Origin of the sequence: Streptomyces sp. NPDC048565 (assembly GCF_040650935.1) — a bacterium.
Classification (GTDB): Bacteria; Actinomycetota; Actinomycetes; order Streptomycetales; family Streptomycetaceae; genus Streptomyces.
In genome coordinates this window covers 241,655-262,542 of the sequence record NZ_JBEZIH010000002.1, presented here as the reverse complement: position 1 = coordinate 262,542, position 20,888 = coordinate 241,655, and the positions used below count along the sequence as shown (strand labels likewise).

Annotated in this window: 29 protein-coding genes; all 29 read right to left on the bottom strand. The window is 69.9% G+C overall.

The genetic code is table 11. The features are described 5' to 3' along the window. Positions 1-1,185, bottom strand: coding sequence for a hypothetical protein (locus AB0C75_RS03445; protein WP_362886623.1), 1,185 nt, complete (start codon positions 1,183-1,185; stop codon positions 1-3). A gap of 16 nt (positions 1,186-1,201) precedes the next feature. Further along, the gene (locus AB0C75_RS03440) at positions 1,202-2,185 is read right to left on the bottom strand and encodes a phage tail protein (protein WP_362886621.1); all 984 of its coding nucleotides are present in this window, start codon (positions 2,183-2,185) and stop codon (positions 1,202-1,204) included. Then, positions 2,186-5,755, bottom strand: a complete 3,570-nt coding sequence (locus AB0C75_RS03435) for a phage tail tape measure protein (protein WP_362886619.1) — start codon at positions 5,753-5,755, stop codon at positions 2,186-2,188. 3 nt (positions 5,756-5,758) lie between these two features. Beyond that, positions 5,759-6,064 (bottom strand): hypothetical protein, encoded by a 306-nt coding sequence (locus tag AB0C75_RS03430; protein ID WP_362886617.1) that lies wholly within the window; start codon positions 6,062-6,064, stop codon positions 5,759-5,761. Between the two features lie 116 nt (positions 6,065-6,180). After that, positions 6,181-6,504 (bottom strand): hypothetical protein, encoded by a 324-nt coding sequence (locus AB0C75_RS03425; protein WP_362886615.1) that lies wholly within the window; start codon positions 6,502-6,504, stop codon positions 6,181-6,183. 108 nt (positions 6,505-6,612) lie between these two features. Further along, the gene (locus tag AB0C75_RS03420) at positions 6,613-7,287 is read right to left on the bottom strand and encodes a phage tail protein (protein ID WP_362886614.1); all 675 of its coding nucleotides are present in this window, start codon (positions 7,285-7,287) and stop codon (positions 6,613-6,615) included. Between the two features lie 63 nt (positions 7,288-7,350). Continuing rightward, entirely contained in the window at positions 7,351-7,740 is a 390-nt protein-coding gene (locus AB0C75_RS03415; RefSeq protein ID WP_362886612.1) for a hypothetical protein, read from the bottom strand. Next, the gene (locus AB0C75_RS03410) at positions 7,740-8,051 is read right to left on the bottom strand and encodes a hypothetical protein (protein ID WP_362886610.1); all 312 of its coding nucleotides are present in this window, start codon (positions 8,049-8,051) and stop codon (positions 7,740-7,742) included. The genes AB0C75_RS03415 and AB0C75_RS03410 overlap by 1 nt, the downstream gene beginning before the upstream one ends. After that, positions 8,048-8,386, bottom strand: coding sequence for a hypothetical protein (locus tag AB0C75_RS03405; RefSeq protein ID WP_362886608.1), 339 nt, complete (start codon positions 8,384-8,386; stop codon positions 8,048-8,050). Before AB0C75_RS03405 ends, AB0C75_RS03410 begins: the two co-directional genes overlap by 4 nt. After that, positions 8,383-8,928, bottom strand: a complete 546-nt coding sequence (locus AB0C75_RS03400) for a mobile element protein (protein WP_362886606.1) — start codon at positions 8,926-8,928, stop codon at positions 8,383-8,385. Before AB0C75_RS03400 ends, AB0C75_RS03405 begins: the two co-directional genes overlap by 4 nt. Position 8,929: 1 nt before the next feature. Next, the gene (locus AB0C75_RS03395; protein ID WP_362886604.1) at positions 8,930-9,616 is read right to left on the bottom strand and encodes a hypothetical protein; all 687 of its coding nucleotides are present in this window, start codon (positions 9,614-9,616) and stop codon (positions 8,930-8,932) included. Next, a complete protein-coding gene (locus tag AB0C75_RS03390) occupies positions 9,613-9,876 on the bottom strand; it encodes a hypothetical protein (RefSeq protein ID WP_362886602.1) in 264 nt (87 codons plus the stop codon). The genes AB0C75_RS03395 and AB0C75_RS03390 overlap by 4 nt, the downstream gene beginning before the upstream one ends. Beyond that, positions 9,876-11,162 carry a phage major capsid protein gene (locus AB0C75_RS03385; protein WP_362886600.1) on the bottom strand — a complete coding sequence of 429 codons (1,287 nt, stop codon included), beginning with the start codon at positions 11,160-11,162 and terminating at the stop codon, positions 9,876-9,878. The genes AB0C75_RS03390 and AB0C75_RS03385 overlap by 1 nt, the downstream gene beginning before the upstream one ends. Beyond that, a complete protein-coding gene (locus tag AB0C75_RS03380; RefSeq protein ID WP_362886598.1) occupies positions 11,159-11,983 on the bottom strand; it encodes an HK97 family phage prohead protease in 825 nt (274 codons plus the stop codon). Before AB0C75_RS03380 ends, AB0C75_RS03385 begins: the two co-directional genes overlap by 4 nt. Before the next feature lie 2 nt (positions 11,984-11,985). Further along, positions 11,986-12,684: a hypothetical protein gene (locus AB0C75_RS03375; protein ID WP_362886596.1), complete on the bottom strand. Its 699-nt coding sequence runs from the start codon at positions 12,682-12,684 to the stop codon at positions 11,986-11,988. After that, positions 12,681-14,024 carry a phage portal protein gene (locus AB0C75_RS03370; protein WP_362886594.1) on the bottom strand — a complete coding sequence of 448 codons (1,344 nt, stop codon included), beginning with the start codon at positions 14,022-14,024 and terminating at the stop codon, positions 12,681-12,683. The genes AB0C75_RS03375 and AB0C75_RS03370 overlap by 4 nt, the downstream gene beginning before the upstream one ends. Before the next feature lie 14 nt (positions 14,025-14,038). Next, positions 14,039-15,820, bottom strand: a complete 1,782-nt coding sequence (locus tag AB0C75_RS03365; protein WP_362886592.1) for a terminase TerL endonuclease subunit — start codon at positions 15,818-15,820, stop codon at positions 14,039-14,041. Further along, positions 15,789-16,271: a phage terminase small subunit P27 family gene (locus AB0C75_RS03360; protein WP_362886590.1), complete on the bottom strand. Its 483-nt coding sequence runs from the start codon at positions 16,269-16,271 to the stop codon at positions 15,789-15,791. The genes AB0C75_RS03365 and AB0C75_RS03360 overlap by 32 nt, the downstream gene beginning before the upstream one ends. 112 nt (positions 16,272-16,383) lie before the next feature. Then, positions 16,384-16,527, bottom strand: a complete 144-nt coding sequence (locus tag AB0C75_RS03355; protein ID WP_362886588.1) for a hypothetical protein — start codon at positions 16,525-16,527, stop codon at positions 16,384-16,386. Between the two features lie 2 nt (positions 16,528-16,529). Continuing rightward, on the bottom strand, positions 16,530-16,919 hold the full coding sequence (locus AB0C75_RS03350) for an HNH endonuclease (protein ID WP_362886586.1): 390 nt from the start codon (positions 16,917-16,919) through the stop codon (positions 16,530-16,532). Between the two features lie 80 nt (positions 16,920-16,999). Next, positions 17,000-17,392: a hypothetical protein gene (locus AB0C75_RS03345; protein ID WP_362886584.1), complete on the bottom strand. Its 393-nt coding sequence runs from the start codon at positions 17,390-17,392 to the stop codon at positions 17,000-17,002. Positions 17,393-17,429: 37 nt separating this feature from the next. Continuing rightward, positions 17,430-17,717, bottom strand: coding sequence for a MerR family transcriptional regulator (locus tag AB0C75_RS03340; RefSeq protein WP_362886582.1), 288 nt, complete (start codon positions 17,715-17,717; stop codon positions 17,430-17,432). Positions 17,718-17,900: 183 nt separating this feature from the next. Beyond that, the gene (locus tag AB0C75_RS03335; protein WP_362886580.1) at positions 17,901-18,059 is read right to left on the bottom strand and encodes a hypothetical protein; all 159 of its coding nucleotides are present in this window, start codon (positions 18,057-18,059) and stop codon (positions 17,901-17,903) included. 83 nt (positions 18,060-18,142) lie between these two features. After that, positions 18,143-18,340 carry a hypothetical protein gene (locus AB0C75_RS03330; protein WP_362886578.1) on the bottom strand — a complete coding sequence of 66 codons (198 nt, stop codon included), beginning with the start codon at positions 18,338-18,340 and terminating at the stop codon, positions 18,143-18,145. Between the two features lie 190 nt (positions 18,341-18,530). Further along, positions 18,531-19,127, bottom strand: coding sequence for a hypothetical protein (locus tag AB0C75_RS03325; RefSeq protein WP_362886576.1), 597 nt, complete (start codon positions 19,125-19,127; stop codon positions 18,531-18,533). Next, positions 19,124-19,636 (bottom strand): hypothetical protein, encoded by a 513-nt coding sequence (locus AB0C75_RS03320; protein ID WP_362886574.1) that lies wholly within the window; start codon positions 19,634-19,636, stop codon positions 19,124-19,126. The genes AB0C75_RS03325 and AB0C75_RS03320 overlap by 4 nt, the downstream gene beginning before the upstream one ends. Then, on the bottom strand, positions 19,633-20,199 hold the full coding sequence (locus AB0C75_RS03315; RefSeq protein ID WP_362886572.1) for a hypothetical protein: 567 nt from the start codon (positions 20,197-20,199) through the stop codon (positions 19,633-19,635). The genes AB0C75_RS03320 and AB0C75_RS03315 overlap by 4 nt, the downstream gene beginning before the upstream one ends. Continuing rightward, positions 20,196-20,363, bottom strand: a complete 168-nt coding sequence (locus AB0C75_RS03310) for a hypothetical protein (protein ID WP_362886570.1) — start codon at positions 20,361-20,363, stop codon at positions 20,196-20,198. The genes AB0C75_RS03315 and AB0C75_RS03310 overlap by 4 nt, the downstream gene beginning before the upstream one ends. Next, positions 20,360-20,809: a hypothetical protein gene (locus AB0C75_RS03305; RefSeq protein ID WP_362886569.1), complete on the bottom strand. Its 450-nt coding sequence runs from the start codon at positions 20,807-20,809 to the stop codon at positions 20,360-20,362. The genes AB0C75_RS03310 and AB0C75_RS03305 overlap by 4 nt, the downstream gene beginning before the upstream one ends. Between the last annotated feature and the right edge of the window lie 79 nt (positions 20,810-20,888).

Sequence of the window (20,888 nt, the reverse complement as noted above, 5' to 3'; positions counted from 1 at the left end):
TCACCCCCTCGCTTCGATTTGTCCGAGCCGGTACGCGAGGTCGCGCACCGTGCCGACCAGCGATGCGCTGGTCGTTGAGTCGCCGTTGCCTATGACGGCGGTTACCTGCTCGCCCGTGTCGGCGTCGTCTGCGGACAGGCGGATACTGCGCACGATGTCCTGGAGGGTCAGCCCTGTGGGCAGCACCACGGCGACTTGGTCGCCGAGCTGGTAGTCCCGGCCTGCCTGCAGGTCCACGGTGTCGATCGTCTCCGTCGTCAAGGACGCCTGCGGGTTGTCGTTGCCCAGGGCCAGGACCCCGTCTTGCGTCAGCTCCCCGTCGGCGTCCGTCTTGCCGCTCGACTGGACCAGCTTTTCCACGCGGTACCAGTCCGCCGCGGCGCCCGAGGCAACCTCGACATACGCGCGCTGGTTGGCGGGCTCGCCATCGCTGACCTGCTGGGCCGGATCGTCGCCGCCCATCACGAGCTCCGAGGTGCCCAGCGGCGCGGACATCGTGAAGCTGACCTTGCGCAGGTTCCCGATGCCGGCAGAGAACCGGGCCGTTCTCGTGAGGTCGCGGGGCTGGTACACCCCGAACCGGATCTGAGTGCCGACCTGCTGGGTGCGGAATCCGATCTCGTCAGGCACGGCGACGGTGCGGCATGCGTCCAGGAGCGGTTCCATGCGGGTGGTGAGGGTGCGGGTGGTTCCGACCCCTGCGGGCGTGTCCAGGACGAGATGGGGGATCTGCCGGGCCGGGATGGCGGACGGCCCACAGTTCTCGTCGACCAGCTGCCGGATGATCGTCTCTCCGGTGGCTGTGATCTTGCGGACGACGTCCGTCGTTGTGGTCTGCGTCGCCCAGGTCTTCGCTGGCTCCGGGTAGGTGAGGTAGCCCGCGATCCGGGCGAGGTCGTCGGTGAAGTTCACGGTGACCTCGCCCGGATCGGCGTTCCCTTCGAGGTCCCACTCGTAGTCCTGCGGGACCTCCAGGGGGCCGCTCATCCAGATCTGTTGGTCACGGACCACGACGAGCCGGTTGCCCGGCTGCAGCTGCGCCATGACGTCCGGGTAGGCGGTGACCGTCACCGTGCCTGCCCCGGGCTCCCGGTAGCGCTGTTCGGCGCTCAGACCCCGCCACCCGGTGAGCGGGTCGCCCTGGACGGCAAGGTTCCTGTCGGTGATCCATAGCTCGATCGTCACGTGTCTGTGCCCCCTTTCACGCTGTCTCGTAGCGGGGGTGGAACTCCAGATCCACGGCCGAGCCGGGGCCGGAGCCGTCGAGCTGGAACGTCACCGCGTTCTCTCCGGGTTCCAGCCCCCAGAGGACTGCCTCGGGCCAGTTCAGCGCCGCCACCCAGTTCGCCCCGTCCTCGAACCGCACCTGCGGCGGGTCGGTGCGTACCGTGATCTGCTCGCCGGCACTCAGGTTGCCGTGGCCGGTCTCGGACGGGTCGAGCGAGAAGCTCTCGCCGGTGCTGTTGTTGGTGAAGGTGATCAGGCTCGCGGGCCCGGTGATCGTCCAGGTCGGCCACACCACGGCGTCCCCCGCGTTGGTGATCGTCGTCGCACCCAGGACCTGGGAGGACGACACCGTGGGGAACGGGTCGAGGAAGTCGGACAGTTCGCCGGCCTCGCGGTGCACGGTGACGGCCGCCGAGTCCGTCCAATACGGGTCCTCGCACCACAGAGCGAGCGCCGCCCCGTCGGACACCAGGCCACTCCCACGCGTCCCCCGCCCCTCGAAGCCTTCGCGATAGAACACGTTGACGCTGCGGCTCGATCCGTCCGGCCGGGAGATCGTGAGCACCCCGGGGGTTCGCCTCCCATCCCGCCCTCGGCGCAGGGTGCGGGTGAAAGCGGTGGCCAGCTGGCGCCACCGCTCCACGAACTGCAGGTGGTTCTCCCCGTACACGTACAGCGGCCACACGATGGTGCGCGGCTGTGGCTGTGCGTGCCGCAGTCGTGCGCCGCCCCGTGGCTGTGCGTCCGTGGTGTGGGTGTAGGTGGCGGCTCCGAGCCCGGACACGCCCTCGCCGAGGGTGAACCAGCCGGCAGACGGCTGGGACAGTGGCCATACCGTCCCGGTCGGATCGGTGTACGAGGCGGTGGCTTCACCGATGCCGGGCAGGGCGATCGGTGTCCCCCCGCCCGGCCCTCCAGGGGCAGGCGGGGCGACATACGGGGCTGTGATGATCGGCATCTACTTCTGCCTCCCCATCCGGGCCAGAGCGTCCCGACGGCGCTGCAGAACATCGAGGTCGGTGACCGTCATGTCCAGCGTGCGCGGATAAAAGTTGTACGTGTCGCTGCTGGACTGCGCCGAGGCCTGCCCGCGCGGTGCGGCCACAACGGTGCGGCCGCGGGGTGCGGTGAGGTCCTGCGGGGCCAGGGGCCGGGTCATGCCCTGTACTGCCGAGGCGCCGACCCCGGCCGCAGCAAGCTGCATCGACGTGTCGTTGTCGATGACACGCCCGCGGCCGTCGAACTGGTACAGCTCGGGGCCGTTCTCCCCGACCCACGCCACCTCGCCCTTCCGGGGCCGGCCGCCCGCCTTGTAGCCCTTGGCGGTGAAGCCGTACCGGTGGGTGAAGAGCGGGTCCATGTAGCTGCGCGCCCGGGACCCGACGACAACCCCGTCGCCGCCTCTGCTCTCCACGTTGACCCCGTTGATGGTGCCCGCGGTGTGGCCGACACCCGCGTTCGTGATGCCGATCATGTACGGGGAGCGGGCGTTGAGCGTCCACCCGCCCGGAGCTGTCGCCCCGGAGAAAGCGCCGGTGGCCCACCGGCGGTGGGGCTTCTCGCCGCGGATGACGGACTCGATCGCGGACACGAACCCGCTGCAGTCCCAGGAGGGATTGCCGTTGCCGCCCCACTGGTAGTCCTTGCCCGCCTGCGTGCGCGCCCAGGACAAGGCGCCCTTGTACCCCTTCCCGCCGATGCCGGCCTTTTCCAGCGCGGCGTCAGCCTTGCCGGAGTACCCCACGATCGTCTTGATCATCTTCTTGGGGATGCCGGTCACCATGTCGCGGTACACCGACGCCGAGCCGCTGATCTTGTTCAGAAGCGGTTTCACCACCGCGTTCAGCCCGGCCTCGGCCGACGCCTTGACGCCGTCCTTCAGCCACGACACCCCGGACTTCGCGAGGTCGATACCCTTGGAAGCGGCGCCCTTCACCCAGCCGAAGATCCCGCCCTTCGCGAACCCCTCACCCTGGAACGGGCGCAGCGACTGCCCGCGCATCGCGGCCGCGTTGACGGCCAGGAGACGGGAGCGCTCGTAGGGGTCGCGCATCGCCTCGGACACGGCGACGCCCTCACCACGGCGCATCGGGACCAGCTGATCATCACCCGCACGGTAGGACGACTGGCCCGGCAGGATGCCGACGCCGCCCTTCGCGAACCCGTTCAGGGACTGCTTCTCGATGGTCGGCGCCCCGAACACCTTGGCGACCTTGTTCCAGACGGGCACGATGCCGGAGTTGTACACGTGTTCGATAATGAAGCGGACGGGCTTTTTCGCGATGCCCTCCACCTTGTCCCACGCCTTCTTGATGGCGTCTTTCGCCTTGTCGAAGGCGCCAGCGAAGGCGGCCACCCCCTTCTTCCCGGCGTCGAACGCCGGCCGCAGCGCCTTGTCCCAGAGCCACCCGGCCTTGTCGCCGACCCACTGGAACACGGGCCTGGCGTACTTGGTCCAGAGCTCCGAGATCTTCCCGCCGACGAGGCCCACGCCGATCTTGATGAGGTCGAACGCGGGCTTGATCTTCTGTGACCAGAGCCACGCTGCTCTGTCTCCGATCCAGCCCAGCACGGGCTTGAACACGGAGGTCCAGAGCCAAGACGCGACCGCACCGACAGCGCGGATCCCGTTCATGATTCCGTTCCACGCGGGCTTGATCATGCTGGTCCACAGCCAGGCGGCTTTCGCGCCGATCCATGAGAAGACCGGAGAGATCACGGACGACCACAGCCAGGTGGCGACGGCCGCAACGACCTTGAACGTGGCGATGATCGGCAGTAGTGCGATGACGACGACGGCAGTGAACAGGATGCGGGCGGCTGCTCCGATGAACCCGAACACGGGTGACAGGACAGTCGACCAGAGCCACGACGCGGCCGTACCGACAGCGCGCAGCCCGACCATGAACGCGTCGATGCCCGGCTTCAGGTACGACCACAGAACCTGCCACCCGGCTTGGATCGCAGACCACGCGCCCTGAACGATGTTCCGGAACGTCTCGCTCTTCTTGTACGCGACGACGAGCGCCGCCCCGAGCGCCACCACACCGATGATGATCAGAGTGATGGGGTTCAGGGCCATGATCCCGTTGAACAGGGCCTGCGCGGCCGCCCACGCCCGGGTCACCGCAGCGACCCCGCGGACCGCCAGGGAGTACGCGCCGAGGATGCCCATCGTGAGGCTGGTCGCGATGGCGTTCGCGGACATGGCCAGGGTCACGCCGCCAATCGCGATGGCGAGCGGGGCGAACCACAGCCCGTACTCCTTCACCCACCGGGCGCCGGACATGAACGCCGAGCCGATGTCCTTGATCACGGGCACAACACGGGTGCCGACGAACGAGGCGAACGTCTGCAGCTTCGGCAGCACATCGGAGTTGAGGAACCGGCCGAACTCCATCAGCTTCGGCAGGACGTACTTCGCGGCGGCGTCGCCCACGACCATGAGCGCCCGGCGTTTGAACTGCTCGAACTTCGCACCGGCGTTGTCGCGTAGGTCGTCTCCGGCCTGCTTCGCAGCGCCGCCGACCTTGCCCAGGTCGTCGACCGCCTTCGACGGGTCCAGCTTAAACAGGGCCTGGCCCATGTCCTCGGCCTTGGTCCCGAACAGGGCGACCGCTGCGGCGTTGCGGTCGACCGGGTCTTTCATGTTGCGGAGCTTGTCGAGGATGGTCTGCAGTCCCTCGGACGCGCCCTTGCCGCCCTTCGCGAAGAGGGCAGTTGCCTTCTCGGCGTTCATCCCGAGGAGCTTGAAGCCCTCGGCGGACGCGGCGGACCCGTCCGTCGTGCGGATCTGGAACTCTTTCAGGGCGTCGGCGACGACGTCCGTGTCGCGGGCGCCGGCCTTCATGCCCTGGGAGAACAGGCCGGTGACGGTCTTCATGTCCAGGCCGAGCGACCGGAAGATCGTGGAGTACTCGTTGAACGTGTCGGCCAGGTCGTCGGCCCGCGGGCCCATGACCTGGAAGCCGCGGTACATGACGTCCAGAGCCTCGGTGCCGTTCTTCGCCAGCCCCGTCTTGACCGCCTGGCCCGCGGCGTTCGCGGCCTGTCCGAGGTCCACCTCGAAGAGGGTGGCCATGTCCTGGACCTTGGTGCTGATCTCGGCCAGCTGCTTCGTCGTCGCCTTCGGCGGTGCGAGGCCGGCGGCCATGGTGGCGCGCACCGCTGCCGCCGCGTCGTCCACGCTCTCGGTCACGGTGTCGCCGTACAGCTTGCCCGCGGCCTCACCCGCACGCTTCGCGTCCTGCGCGGACAGCCCGAGCTGAGCTTTCAGCTTGCCGGTGGCCTTCTGCTTCTCCATCGACTGCTCAAGGCCCTTGGCTACCAGGGCGCCGGTGGCAATACCTATCGCCGCAGCCCCCGCCAGCATCTTCGTCTTCATGCTGGTCATCAGGCCCTCGCCGCCCTGGGCGCCCGCGCGGGCGGACGCCTGGGCGACGGGCTCCCCGATCTGCTGGTTCAGCTGCCGGCCGAAGCCAGACATGTTCGGCAGGACGTCGACCCAGACAGCACCCGCGCGGGGCATGGCTCACCTCTTCCCAGCGTGCCCAGGTGTCACCTGGGAGACGATCCTCAGATAGCCGGCGCGTGCCTCTTCGGCCTCGTGCCTGGCCTGCCGTTCCCGCTTCTGCTTCGCGGCGGGCTTCTCCGGCCGCCATGCCCGGTCCGGGTACGGCGTCGGCGGCGTCTTCTCCGCACGGTTGACGTTGCGGAAGTCGGTCACCAGCTGGCCCAGGGCGTCGACCACGTCGGCCAGCATGAAATCCCGGTGTTCCCAGTGGTGGCCGGCCAGGCGGCGGGCCAGCGCCCCGTCAGGGGGCAGGCCTTCCACCATCACGCGCAGTTCGCGCAGGGTGGTTTCCCCACGCCAGTACTCCCGGATCGGGCGGCGTGGGGCGTAGTGGTGATTGAGGTCGGCCTCAACGGCCTCGGGGTGGCGCCCGAGGACGTCTAGGACCGTGTAGGGCGGCGCTTGATCTGCCCCTGCATGTCCTGCTGTACGGCCAGCATCAGAAGGGCGATGTCGCCGTCCGCGTGACCGGCCGCCGAGTACAGCTCGTACTGGTCCTCGCCGAGGATGGCGATGGCCTTGTCCCGGGCGGTCTCGGCGCCGTCGACCCTCGCGTCCCACTCCTCGTCCGTGAACAGAGGGTGGGGGAAGGTCAGGACGTCGCCGGCGTCGGTCTCGAACTCAACCTCGTTGCCGCCCACCGCCTCTTCCATCTGGGCCTTGACCTCGGACAGGCGGTAGCGCTTGCGGTTGGGCTTGCTCATGGTTCTCGTCTCTCACTTCTGGGTGGCCGGTGGGTGAGCCGGGTGGTGGCACCGAGACGGCAGGGCTCACCCTGGGCCGCCGTCTCGGTGCCGGTGTTGGGGGTGGGGCTACGATCCGGCGCCGCCGCCCGCGTCCTGGTCGGCGTACTCACGCCAGCCGGGGCCGTCGATCCACGAGATGGAGTCCGTACCGGCGGCGTCGTCGATGTACGCCTGGTAGGTGACGCCCCGGGAGATCTCCGACGTGCGGGTCCACTGCTCGTCCTCCCGGCCCGTACGCAGCGAGCTGGGGAAGTGCCGGACGATGTACAAGGGGCTGCCGGTCGCCTTGTTGAGGTCCTCGGCAATGAAGATCAGACGCCGGTAGAGGGTCGGCGGGGTCTTGGGCCGGGACCACGTCCACGCCGCTGTACCGAGGGTGGGCAGAGATCCGGCCCCGGACAGCGGGAGGTTTTCGTACAGGGCGACCGACGCGGCGTTCGTCTCCTGCGGCACCCACTGGGCGGTAGCGGTGTCCGATTCCACGTCCGAGCGGGTCGGCGAGGATGCCTGACCCGATTCCACATCCGAGGTGGACAGGTCACCGGAGAAGGTGACGCCGTCGGTCGTGGTGTACCCGACGGGCAGGTACCCCTCGGGGAGCTCCTGCAGGATGCCCTCGGCGTCGAACGGGTTGGTGACGGCGTCGGCCGTGGTGTCGGCCGCGAAGATCGCGTACCGGAGTGCCTTGCGGATCAGCGATGTGCGCAGATCCGCCATGGTGGTGAAGTCAGCGGCCGGCATACCGGCCCCCTTTCATGACGAAGGCCCCGGGCAGATGCCGCGGGGCCGGGACTGTGTGGTGGGTCAGGCGGCCGCGCGCTCGCGGGTGGAGACCGTGTACGTGGCCACTGCGCGCCGCAGCGCCGGGTTTCCGTAGGGGATGAGGGCCGGGCGCTGAACGGTCGCCACGTCGTCGATGACGGCTTTCTGGCCAGGGACGTGCGTGGCGGTCAGGGCCTGCATTGCGGTGCGGGTCTGCTCGGCCAGGGTCCACGTCGCCGCCCGGGTCGCGCCGAACGACTGCACGTCGACGGTGCCCACGTCGGTGACCTGGTCGTCGGCGCCGCCCGCGACCTGCACCCACACGAGCGGGAGATGGTTCTCCAGCTGGTCAGGTAGTTCGTCCGCGACCCGCACCCCGGGCAGGAGCGGGCGCAGGCCCGTGATGATGGCGAGCTCAAGGTCTGCCCACATCACGTGACCTCGATCCGAGTGTGGGCTGCGCGGCCCAAGACCCGCCGCCGCGGAGTGTTCGACGTGCCGTGCTCGTGGTCGGCGGCGTCCGCGCGGTCGGCTACCACTGCGGCGGTCGGCCGGCCTCGGGGCCGGATCTCCTCCACCACCTTGATCGACGCGGCGAACTCCTCGCCGATCTCGTCCCGGCCGATGGACCGGGCCACCGGCGCGATGCGGTTCGCCTCGGTCCTGAGCGCGGACCGGACCTTCTGCGACTGCATGACCTCGGGCACACACCGGGGGTCGAACTCGAAACGAATACCGCTCATCCGGTCACCAGCTTCAGGAATGCCTCGGTGTGATCCATCAGTCCTCCGAAACTCCCGAACACTCCGGGCTCTCCGTCGACCTCGTACAGGACCCCGCCGAACCGGACGCGGGACATGTTGCTGAGCCCCATGTCCGATGGTCCGGCGAGCCGCCACCGGGTGACGACCTGGACCCGGTCATCGGTCGCCTCGGTCGACGAGACGGGCTGCATGTTGCAGCGGTCCACGTCGCGCTCCTGGTCCTCGTAGACGTCCTGCCCCCGCTCGTCCACGCCGGTCAAGACCCGGTCAATGACGGTGACGGTGTCCCGCCGCAGCGGGTTGTCGATCGTCACGCGTCGTCCCCCCGGTTCAGCCGGTGCGCCTCCACGGCGGCCTGCCACTGCGAGGTGATCCCCACCGCGGCCGTCGCCGCGAAGGACACGGACTCGGTGCCGGTGGTGATCTGTTGGATTGCCGGGTCCAGGCGGTAGATCGCACGAGCCTGGTCGATGACCGCCTCTGCGACCTCCTCCGGCACGGTGGCGTGCCCATGGTCGTATGTGACCGTGATCTCTGCCCAGTCCGGCCAGCACCCGCCCGGGTGCAGCAGCACCCCGGACCGGCGCTTGGCGCGCACCCCAACGAGCGGCTGCTCGTCGACCACGACCGCCCCGAGGCTGACGATCGGCGCGGCCGGGAGCTGCAGGAGCGCCCGGCCTGTCCCGTCCAGGTGCACCGTGTCGTCGGTGACGAGGGATACCGGGTGGCGGACCGCGCCGCGGAACCGCCGAGTGGCGGCCCGCAGCGCGGCCAGCAGCCGGGGATCATCGGCCGGGATCTTCAGGAACGTGGCGAGCTCGGCGGGGTCAGCCAAGTACGGCTCGGCCGCCGCCATGTCAGGCCGATTCGAGCGTGGCGATCCGCGCCGCCAGCTCGGCGAGGATCCCCTGAACGGTGGTTGCCGTGCCGGGTGAAATGGCGGTGGCCGGAACGGTCGTCGCGGTGGTGTTGCCCGCGAGCGCCGTGGTGGCGGTGGTCCCGATGGCGCGCACCGACGCCGTGCCCGCGGCAGCAGCCGTGAGGCGGGCGTCGTTGCCTGCGACGGCGGTCGTCGCAGTCGCCCCGATCGTCGGCGCGAACGTCGACGGCTTGTCAGTGATGTCGGCCCACGCCGTGGACCCGCCGCCACCGCCACCGCCGGCGAGACCGACCGTGCGCAGCGGGGCGACACGGATCACCGTGCCGGGAGTCTCCCCGTCCGGGGCCTCTCCCGCGTCCAGGGCCATAGCCACGGCGTAGGGGTCACCCTCGTCCACCGGCACCGCCCGACCGGCTGCCCCGGCCGCGACGAAGCTCCCCGCCGCGATGTCGTCCCCGGCTTCGACCTGCCACACCGGCCGGCCGCCGACCACGAACGGGAACTCGGCCTCGTCGTCCAGCGCTACAGCGTTGGTGACCCCGACCGGAATCTCATCCGCGACGGCGAGCCGCATGACGGCCTGCCCGTCGACCGCAGTGTCCGTGGTGAGGAACCGCCTGGCGGGCGCGTCCCCGTCCAGCGTCACCATGAATGCGTCGCTCATGACGCCCCTTCCAGAATGGTCTTGCGGTTCTTCCCGGCGGCCTCGGCCGCCAGGACCCGCGTGGTCTCGTCCTCGTCCGCGTCGGCGAGGTGTGCCAGCACGGTGGGCACGTCGTGTGATGCCGGGTCGAAGACCTCGGCCGGGGCCTGCGGTTCGGCCTGCGCCATGCTCAGCGGCCCGGTCGCGGACCGGCGGGCGCGCGCGGCGTCCTCCGGCCGGTAGCGCACCCCGTTGAGCGTCAGCATCTTGTGGGCGGGCATCAGCTGCCGCCACCGGCCGGCGTCACGACGATGAGCCGGTTCGGCTTCCAGATGACCTGAGCCGCCCGGAGCTCGGCACGGACGTAGACGAGGTTCCGCTGCGCGTAGTCCTTGTGCTGGTTGAACGCCAGCACGGACAGGCCCTCACGGTCCAGGAGCGCCATCTGCCGCCAGTCGCCGAGGATGACGGTGCCCGGGGCGAGGCGCTGCGACAGCGCGCGGGTACGGCCCCAGGAGGTGGACGGGCCCTGACCGAACGGGCCCTGACCCATGAACCGGTCCGTGGTGTCCTGCAGGAGGTCCCACGCCTCATCGTCCTCGGGGGACATGAGGCACGCGGTGACGTTCCCACCGGGCAGCGTGGTGATCTTCGTGATGGCCTGACGGATCGCCTTGACCTGCGCCATGGCGTCCGACCCCGGGGTGTAGGTCAGCTCCTGCACACCGGTGGTGTGGAGCAGGCCGCGAGGCTCACCTCCGGTGCCGGTGCCGTTCAGGAGCTTGTCCTCGATGACCGAGTCGAGGGAGTACTCCAGCTCCTGATCCATGTACGTCGCCAGCGCGGGCGCGTCCGAGAGCAGGGAGTTCGTGACGTCGTAGCCGTCCGCGTAGGTGTACGGCTTCGCGTCGGCCAGTTCGGTCTGGATGGTCGACGTCGGCTTGAGCGCCGCGGCGTCGTCGCCCGGCAGGATCTCGTCCTGCACAACCGCCGCGTTGCGGGTCACACCGGTGACCTGAAGGTACTCGAACGCGCCGGCGGTCTCACCGCGGCTGATGAGGTCGAGGATCGTCAGGTTGTCGCGGTCGACCTGATCGACCATCGGCATCCGGATCGGGGCGACGTGGCCGAGGGCCACCTGCAGCGGGGAGGCGGTCGCCTTGCGGGACGCCATCCATTCCTTCATCGAGCCGACGCGGACACGGCCGATGTCGACTGGGGAGCCCTGCCCGACCCCGGACGGGTTGGACTTGCGGAACTCCTCGTACAGCCCCGACTTGGTGAACCGCTCGCCGAACGTCGCGGCGTCGCCGTCCTCCTGGCGGTCCTTGACCCCGGACAGCTTCGGGGCCGGCCGGTCGGCGGCCTTGCCCGCCATCGCAGCGGCTGCGGCCTGCGCGTCGTCGGCGGCCTTGACCTTCGCCGTAAGGTCGTCCGTCTCGGACTTGATCTCGTTGATCCGGGTCACCTCGTCCTCGGTGAACTCCCGGCCGTCCTCGGTCTTGGCCTTGGCGACGATGTCGGCCGCTTCCTTCAGCAGCGCCTGAAGCTTCTCGCGCAGCGTCATCCTGTACTCCTCATGGTCATCAGTTCTTGTGTGGTGACCCATGCGGCTACCTGGGCGGGCGTGAGCGCGGGCGACTTCGCGGCGGCCTCATCGGCGGCGGCGGTCTCCTCGGGCGGCTGCTGGCCGGTCTCCTGCTCGGGTGTGGCCCCGCCCGCGGGCGCGGGCGGGGAAGTCTTCCGGGTCTTCTCCGGAGTGGCGGCGGCGAGCACGTCACCGATGGAGACGTGCGCCGCCGACAGTGCGTCGTAGTTCGACTGGGACAGCACACGGCCGGCCTTCGCACCGCGGACCAGATCGGCGGCCTTCGCGGCCAGCAGCTCGGTCTGCTGGTTGGCGCCGACCAGACACGGCCCGACCTCGAAGAGGGAGCCGAACCGCTTGATCTCGTAGTACTCGCCCCACGGGTGCGCGTCGGTGTCGTCGGTGTCGACCCAGCCGCCCTCGGCCACCTCGTAGGCGAACGAGAACTGCTTGATGCGGCGGCCCTTCAGCAGCCCGTGCACGTGGCGTGCGGTCGGGTTGGTGTCCATGTCCTCGATCTGCGCAAGGACCTCGAGACCGTCAGCCGTCTCCGTCGCCTCGAGCACCGAGCCGATGTGGGCGAACGGGTCCGCCCACTTGTGGGACCAGACCACCGGGATCGGGTCTCCGGTGGCCTTCCACTCGGCGAGGACCTGAGCGAACGCGCCCGGGGCGATCACGTCGCCCATGCTGTCCTCGTTGCCGAAGACAGAGACGAGCGCCCGGAACTGGCCTTCGGCGAGCCCGTCGGCGGGGCCGGCGGCCTTGATCCGGGCCTTGCATTCCTTGGTGCGGGGCACGGTCAGCCCCCCTCTCGGATGTAGTCCAGTCGGCAGTTGCAGTTCGCGGTTTCGGCCGCGTCACCGTTCGCGTCCCCGGGCCAGCGCAGCCCGTTGGCGAACGTCGTCCCCAGCGGCACGGAGTCGCCGCCCATGCGCACGTGCGAGGCGCGCGGGTTCTTGCCCCCGGTGCGCCACACCTTGTGGGTGAGACCGGAGGCGCTGGCCGCGTCGTGTCCGCCGAACGAGCGGGCCTCGGTGGCCGAGGTGACCGCGCGTACTGCGGCGGCTGTGACCCATGACGCCAAGCCCGTACGGAGGTTGGCGCGCCAGTCGCCTTCCTCAGCGACGGCTGACGTCGCCGCGGCGTAGGCGGCCTGCTCGTACTCGGCGGCGTGCGAATCGGCGGCCTTGGCCAGCCACGCCTCCATGACCGCCGCATCCCACCCGTCCGCCTCCGGGTTCCACACCCCGAGGACGTCCCACGCGCCGATCTGAGCGAGCCGGAACCCGTAGCCCTGCATCAGCGCGGCCAGCTGTGTCTGCCGCTCCGGGGACGAGGCGGCCCACAGTTCGTAGAAGTCGGGCGGCCCGTCGGCTTTCGCGTCAGCCGCGGACAACAGCCCGTCCGCCTGGCGCTGCGCCCATGCTGTGAGGGCCTCGGCGTAGGCGCCCCGCTCGGTCTCGAACGTGGCCAGGTCCTCCGGCCGCCCTGCCTTCATGCGGGGCGGCCCTGTCCTTTTGGGAGGGAGGGAGGCGGGGCCGTGTCCGTCGGCGAGGCCAGACCGCCGACCACCACGTTGAGCGGGGTGATCAGCTCTTCCGTGCCGTCGACCTTCGGGAGGTTCTGAACCGCCCGGGCCTCGGAGCGCAACATGTACGGTGCGCCGACCGCGGTCTGCAGCAGCGTCGCCTGCTCGGTGAACGAGCCGCGCAGCTTCGCTTCGACGTTCGCTTCGATGTACAGGTTCGAGCCGGGGGCGAGGACCGGCACCAGCATGGTGTTGAGGACGTCCTGCAGCATCGTGATGTCCGGGCCGATGCTGTGCGTGTAGAGCATCTGGCGGAACGCGTCGACGTTGGAGAACGTCCCCTCGCGCGCGCCCACCAGCTCGGGCGGGATGTGGTAGCTCGAGGCCACCTCGGCGTCTGTGAGCTTGCGCCCCTCGATGTCCTGCGTCTCCTGCGGGTTGAACGCCGTGACGGTCTTCAGCGTCATGCCGTCCTCGAGGATCGGTGTTCCGCCGGCGGCGGACCCCCGGCCGATGAACGCGTTGAACGCAGCCTGGAACCGGGCCTTCGCGGATGCCGACCAGCTCGGTGCGTCCGCCGGCCTTTCGATGACCGTGGGGACCCTGGCCCCGTTCTTCCACACCGAGCGCCGCCACTGCACCGCCTCGGCCTGCTCGGCGAGAATCTGCTGCATCGTTTCCATCGGCGACGTGCCGTCCGCCCCGACCGTCGCGTACCCGTGATCGAACAGGTAGGCGGCGGGCAGCGTGACCACCTGCGCGGGGCCGCGCGAGGAGATCAGGTAGAGGGCTGCAGGCTGGTCGTCGTCGTCGGCCAGGATGTGCATACGGCGGGCGGGCTTACGCCGGAGCTCCCACCCGGACGAGGTGTCGGCGTTGGGCAGGACCTGCACGCACCACCGGTCGTGGATCAGCCAGTCCAGGATCACCGAGTGCCACAGCCGCGACGGCGGCACCGACGGCGCCGGGTTCGCCAGGAGCCGCGCCAGGGGGTGATCGGTGACCCTGCGCCGGTCGGTGTCCGAGACCCGCTCGTACACCTGCCAGGGGATTGTGCAGAGCGCGCGGGCGATGTAGTCCGTGACCTTGCGGACGCTCGGCTGTGTCTCCCAGACATTCAGCGCGGCCGCGGTGCCCGCGTAGTTGGACAGCGGGACACCCGGGTCAACGACCCGGATCCCGTGCTCGGTGACGTACCGGCCGAGCTCGGCCAGGTCGTCGAACTGCTCACTCTTGACGGGGACAAGCGCACCGGACTGGTCGATGACCTGACCGGAGGCTGCCGCCTTATTGCGACGCCACCAGGGCACGGGCGCCTCCTCTCTCAGACCACTTCGAAATCGCTGTCCTCGTATGCCGAGACGCGCTTGGGCGGGCGGGCGAGGATCTCGGAGATCGCGTCGCACAGCGCCGATACGCCGTCGATCTTGTCGCCAGAGTTGGCCTTGTCCGGCTTGACGTTGCCCGCGGTGTCCATGGCCACGGCGAGGTTGTCGACCATCCACGTCATGACCGGGTTGCCGCCGTGGCGCAGCATCGGCCGGCCCTTCACTCCGAGGAGCAGCAGCCGCTTCACGGCCTTCAGCGCGGGCGACATGGTCTTGTATCCCTGGCCTACGCCGACCATCGGGGCACGCTCGCCCTCGAGGTCGTTGGTGAGCGAGGTGCTGCCCCACCGGTCGAACCCGAGCCCCTTCACGTCGAACGAGTCGAGGTCCTTACGGATCTGCGCGCCGATCGTGTTGTAGTCGGTGACGTTGCCCGGTGTGGTGCGCAGCCACCCCTCCTTGACCCACCGGGACGCGGCGTCCGCAGTGCGCTTGTCCAGGGAGGCGAGGTTGTCCTCCGGTGTCCAGAACCGCAGTACCAGGTCCAGGCTGCCGTCGGTGTCGTCCGGGAACAGCCACGCCAGCGCGTTAAGGTCGGAGACGCTGCCGAGGTCCAAGCCGCCGTACGCCTCGCGGCCGCGCAGCTTCACCTCGTCGACCAGGGCCGCGTTGGCGCGCCAGGCGTCCAGGTCCAGGAACTTGGTGACCTGCTTGGTGCGGATCCCCAGGTGCAGGCGCTGGAAGCTGGCCAGTTCGGCCGGCGACTGCTGAGCAGCCCGAGCCTTGCGTGCCAGGTACGCCCGGGTCGGGCTGATTCCGAAGCCGGGGTTGGCCGCCCGCCACGTCTCTTCGACAAACGGGTCGGCGTCCTTCGGCACGGCGAAGATGACGCCGTACACCGACGGGTCCTCGAGGACTCCTCGCGCCAGCTGCTCGATGCGGGTGCGCTTGCGGGCGTAGACGGTCTCCGGCTTCCCGGAGTCGGCCGTGGTGATGATGACGATCAGGGGCTGTCGCCTCGAGCCGGTACCGGACTCGATGACCTCCACCAGGTCCGGGCTCTTGTGGACGTGCAGTTCGTCGATGATGCCGGCGTGAAGATTCGCTCCGTGCTGGGCGTCCGCCGCGTTCGCGATCACCTCGAAGTAGCTGCCGCTCTTCGGGTGAACGATCTTGCCCTGGTAGGCCTTGACGTGACCTTTCAGTGCGGGGGCCCGCTCGGCGAGCTGCTTGATCGGCGTGAAAACGAAACCCGCCTGGGTCTTGGTCGTCGCCGCGGCGACGACCTGGGCGCCCGGCTCTCCGTCCGCGCACGTCATGTAGATGGCGATGCCGCCGGAGATGGTGCTCTTGCCGTTCTTGCGGGGCACGTCGACGTACAGCTCGGAGACGACCCGGACGTACATGTCGGCGTCGTCGTCCCACTGCACCCATCCGAAGACGGGGGCCAGGATGTACGCGACCTGCCACGGGTCAGGAACGAGCGGGCGGCCGGCCCACTGCCCTTGTGTGTGGCGCAGCAGGGAGAACGACTTGATGACCCTGTCGACCCGCTCGGGGTCGAACCGCGCCCCGGCCACGTTGCGGGGCTCGGGCGTCTTGATCAGGGGCGGGCAGTCCGGGAGGGCGATGCCCCGGGAGACGAGGTACCAGCCGACCTCGGGGGACAACTTGAGCCGCTCGAGCTCGGCGTCGTCCAGGAATGCGCCGGGGACGGGCGGCGCGTCCGGCTCGGCGGCGGCCTTCCTACGCGAACGGGTTGTCCTCTCCGTCGCCATCGTCGGCCCCTCTCGCCAGGGCCTGCTCTGACGAGGGTGAGAGGCCGAACTGGGCGGCGAACCCGCGGAGCTCGCGGCCGGCGTTCCGCGCGATCGCGACGGCCGGATTCGGCACGGTCTTCTCGGTCGACGATCCGTCGGGCCGGTTGGTGATCTGTAGAACGGTCAGCCCGTCCAGGGTCACCTCGCGGGTCGCGGTGACGAACACGGACCAGGTCTCGCAGTAGGCGGCGAGCATCGCCCGGTCCTCCTCCTTCAGGAGGTCCAGGCGCTGCAGGCCGGGCACGACGCGGCGCCACTCGGCGGCCGCCTCGCGGGACAGCCACGTCGGGGGCTTCGGAGGGATCCGCCGGAAGGCTGGCGGAGGCTTGACCGTACGGCCGCCGGAGTCGCGCCCCTCACCTCTACCGGTCAGCAACTTCAGTGCTGCGGGTGCCGCGGTGCGAGCCATGCCCACCCCCTGACCTGCGCAGTTACTGGTGACGCTGTGTCATTTCCCCAGTTTCGGTTTCACAATTCTGAGCGTGTATGTGCCGAGCTGACGGCGCCGGGCCCCGTGGCGATCACCCTGGAAATCCGGACTCCCCTACCCCGGGGGGAGGCGGGACCAGGACGAAGTCGCGCCGCTGCGCGGAGGCGGCCTTGGCGACCAGCTCGGCGACGCGCGCCAGGGCCTCGTCGGTGATGACGTGCTCCTCGCGGATCACGCTCAGGCACGTCGGCGTGCTCTGTTGGCCCGTGCGGCCTCGGCCTTGCTCTTGACGATGTGGCATGGCTCGCAGATCAGTCCTAGGTTGTCGAGGTTCTCGGCCGCGCCGCCCTCGGCGATCGGCGTGATGTGGTCCAGCTGATGCTGATGCTCGCCCTCGGGATCGTCGTCCAGGTCGGGCTGCTTGATGCCGCATCGGTAGCAGCACGCGTTGTCGCGGTCAGTGACACGTCGCTTGAGCGTGCGCCATCTGCCAGAGCTGACGCCGTACCTGGCTGCCTTGTCGTCTCTGCCTGCCCATGGGATGCGCTGGTGGTCTTCACAGCGGCCCTTGGGGACGAGGGCATGGCAGCCGGGCTCGGCACACCGGGTAGGGGGCCGGGAGGGCATGGGGGGACTCCCCGGGTGGGGTGGGGGCATGGGGGAGGCCCCGGCTCGGGGGGTCGGGGCCTCCGGGGGGTAGGGGTGGGTCAGCCTGTGGGGGGCTCGGCGGGGTGCTTGGCGTGGACAAGCATGGCGAACTTTCGGGCGCCTGCTTCTCGCTTGGCCGGGCACTCCAGCAGCATGGCGGACGCGCCGTCTGCGCCCTCGATGGTGACGAACAGCTTGGTGGAGTCTTTCTTGAGGGCCAGAGCGAAGATCCCCGTCAGGGCGACGCGGGTGGCTGTTATCCGCTTTGCGGCTTCCCCACGGTCGATCGTGACGGTGGCGCCTTGGACAAGGACGTCCATCTGGCCGGGTGCAGTGAAGCGGAGAGGGTCCTTGCGGACCATCACTCCGCCGACGGCTGCGGTGGCGAGCCGGAGTTCCGTGAGTGCTTTGGACGCGGCCTTCTCGTCGTCGGTCTTCTTGCTGCCGAACATGGTCCCCCCTGGGACTGATGGGTGAGGGGGAATCGTGTCATGCCGGTGAAGGAGTTGTAAGCGTCTCACCGAGGCCGACCAGGCGCAGGGCGCGGCCGCGGGTCTTGCGTTCGGCCATGGCGACGTCGGCGAGGCGGTACAGCCTGGTCCTGTTGTCGTCGGCCAGGCCGACGGCGGCGAGGTGGCCGCGGCTGCTCCACTGTCGGATGGTGCATGGGCGGATGTGCGCGGCGGTCGCGCTGAGGGCCTGGCGGGCTCGGTCGGCGTGGGCGGCTGCCTGTGCCGTTGTGAGCAGGTCGGTGTCCAAGGGCCTCCGTCCGGGCATGCGAAAGCCCCTGGCCGGTGGTCAGGGGCTCGGGTGGGCACACGTGTACTGCTGGCAGCAGTGTGACGCTTAGCGACGATCTTGTCCAGCAGGACGCGGTGCGCCCCGCGCCGATGAGGTCGGGTCCGGGCGGCAGCATCGCCTGGACGTGACAGACGGTACGGCGCAGCACTGACAGGGCGGCTATTTCTTGTGCCAGCCGCCGCGGGAGGCCTGGTAGGTGGTCTCGTGGCCGCTGCCGCGGGGGTCCCCATCAGGGAGGCGTGACGGCATCGTCTTGCGGAGCGTCCCGGCGGGCTTGCTGACGGCGGGGGTCTCGTTCTTCTTCCGGCCGAATGCCATGATCAGGGTCCTGTCTCTGTGATCGGGGATGGGTGACCCGGGGCCGGCCGTTCGCCTGGCAGTGATGCGGCCGGCCTCGGGGGTTACGCGTTTCTGGTGCTCTTGTGGATGGAGCGGGCCATGCCCTCGAACGCGTCGATCGCGCGGGGGTCGTGGCGCCCGACCCGCACTTGAATGTCCTTGCCGAGCTGGTCGTAGAGGCTGATCGCCTGGTCGTACTGGCCGCTCTCCTCGGCCTGCGCGGCCTCTTCCATGCGGCCGGTGATCTCGGTGGCGTCCATGGATCAGCGCTCTTCGTCCTGCGCATCGAGCAGCGCCTCGGCGGCCTGGTCGTACTCGTGCGTCTCCTCGCCGCTCATCACGTCGGCGTTCGTCATGTCGTCGTAGTCGCTCAAGGGGTCCTCCTGGGTTGGGTAGACCGGCGGTAGATGGGCCGGTAGATCGGGGTAGATGGTGCGGTAGACGTGCAGGTCAGGCAGCGGTAGACGGGGCGGGAGATGCCGCCGTGGGGTCGGGCTGGGAGAGGGGCGGGAGTTGGGCCCTGACGACCCCTCGGCTGGCCCCCCTGCCGCCGGTCTTGAGCCGCATCTCTACGGGGATGCCGAGGGCCTCCAGTCGGGTGCGGAGGTCGGCCACTTTCCAGTCCTTCCCGTGGCCCTGCTCCTGGAGGTGCTGGAGGAGGTCGGAGAGGTACATCGAGGGGCGGTCTCCGAGGGCGTCGTAGAGCAGTCGGAGGACGGCGTCACGGGGGTCGGTCTGTGGCTCCTCGGGCGCCTCTTCTGTGGCCTGTTCGGTGGCGGTGTGGGGGGCGGCGCGGATGGCTCTCCAGCACCACAGGGGGGCGATGAGCCACAGGAGCCCTGGCACGGCGCGGATGAGGCGCCAGAGCAGGTACAGGCCGAGGAGCGCGAGGAGTGCCCGGACGATGCAGCCGAGGACCGCGGCGAGGCCGGTGAGGTCGTCGCGGCGGCCCTTGCGCACCCAGGCGGCCACAGGTTCGGCAAGGCGACGGACGAGAACGCTGCTCCCGTCGACTAGGCGGCGGGCGAGGTCCTGGAGGCGGGTCACAGGTTTCGCTCCAGCAGTCCCCGGGCGGCGCCGCCGGCCTGGTTGATGAGGCCGGGCAGTCCGTCGAGGGCGCCAGCGATTCCGGCGGTGACGCAGAGGATCATGCCGGCGGCGAGGCAGGCGAGGAGACGGCCCTTGTCGGCTTTCGCCGCGGCCTTGTAGGAGACGATCAGGATGAGGAAGATCACGAAGACGACGACGCCGCCCTCCTCGGTGAGCTGGCCGAGGGACCCGGTGGCGATGGGGGCTCCGGCTTCGGTGCCGGTGGTAGCGGTGATCGCGGTGCCGCCTGCGCCGCTCACGCCCTGGCGGGTGCAGCCGGAGACCCACCCGGCGAGACCCCCGACGCAGATGGTGGCGAGGCCGCCGGTAAGGAAGCCCTGCGCCGGGATGATCAGGTCTTTCATGGCTCGTCCGCCGGTCCACCAGGAGCGGAGGGTGAGGACCAGGATGGCGATAGCGATCGTGCATCCGGCGAGGCTCGCGCCGACGGTCTGAGACGTGTTCACGGGCGTACTCCGGTGATCCAGGTGATCGGGTCGTAGAGGGCGATGGCGCCGGTCAGTCCGACGAGGGACACGGCAAGGAGCAGGAGGCGCCGCAGGGTGCCGCCACCGGTGGTGATGCGGATGACGGCGATGGCGAGCGGGGTGAGGGCGAGGGCGTATCCGGCGCCCTGGCCCCACTCGGTGCGGGTCCAGGAGACGCAGGACGCCCAAGTCGTGGCGGCGCTGTAGCCGACGCCGGGGATCGGGATCAGGGCGAGGGCGAGGGCCCCGCACACCTGCCACGGCCGGCCGATGGTCCGCAGCCACGCCCAGAGACGCTCACGCCGGGTGGGCTCGGGGGGCTCTTCGTAGGGGAGGACGACGTGGACGTGGATCTGCGGCTCGGGGAGCGGCGGGGGTGTCGACGGCGGTACGGGTACGGGTGCGGGGGGTTCCGCGGCGGGCGGTGGTGGCGGTGTGGGGGGTTCCCACCAGGGCGGTACCTCCCCCGGGAGCGGGCCGCGGTCGGGGAGCGGTGCGCCGGCCGGGATGATCCGCGTCGGGGTGATCGGGCGGTCGGTCATGGCGGTCCCTGTGGGATGGCCGCGGCGATGGCGGCGAGCGTGGTGATGATGGCGAGGGTGGCGAGAATCCGCGGCACGGCGTGGAGGGCGATGGCGCAGAGGATCAGGAACGCGCCGAGGGTGGCGCATGCGAAGAGCCAGCCGAGGGCGGTGGTGGCGCTCATGGCGCACCTGCCCGGTCGATGGTGCTCGTCGTGGCGCGCGCCACGGTGTCCGGGTAGTACTCGGCGAACGCGTTGGCGCACTCGGTGAGCTGCGCCAGGGTGGCGCTCAGGTCGGCGTACCAGCGCGCCGCTGTCGCATCGTCGGCCGGGGTGTACGCCGGCCGCGCGTCCGCCACGGCTTGAGCTGCGGCGCTCAGCTGACGCATGGCTGTCTCGGTCTGGGTGCGCCGGTGCGCCAGGCGCTGCGCCAACGTCTCAGATGGCGCGTCCTGTGGCGCAGGCGGCGCGGGTGGCGCGTCCTGTGGCGCTTCGGTGGCGCGGAGGTCGCGCGCCACGGTGTCCTTGCCGATGTTCAGCTGCGCCGCGATGGCGCGATTGGATGCGCCGCCCTGCGCCAGGCGGCGCACCTCTGCGCGCCGGTGGCTCACGTCGAGTGCGGTGGTCATCAGATGCCCTTGCGATGAGGTAGCCGAGGGAGGCGACGAGGGTGATCAGCGACAGGGGGAGGAGAGCGCGCACGGTGGT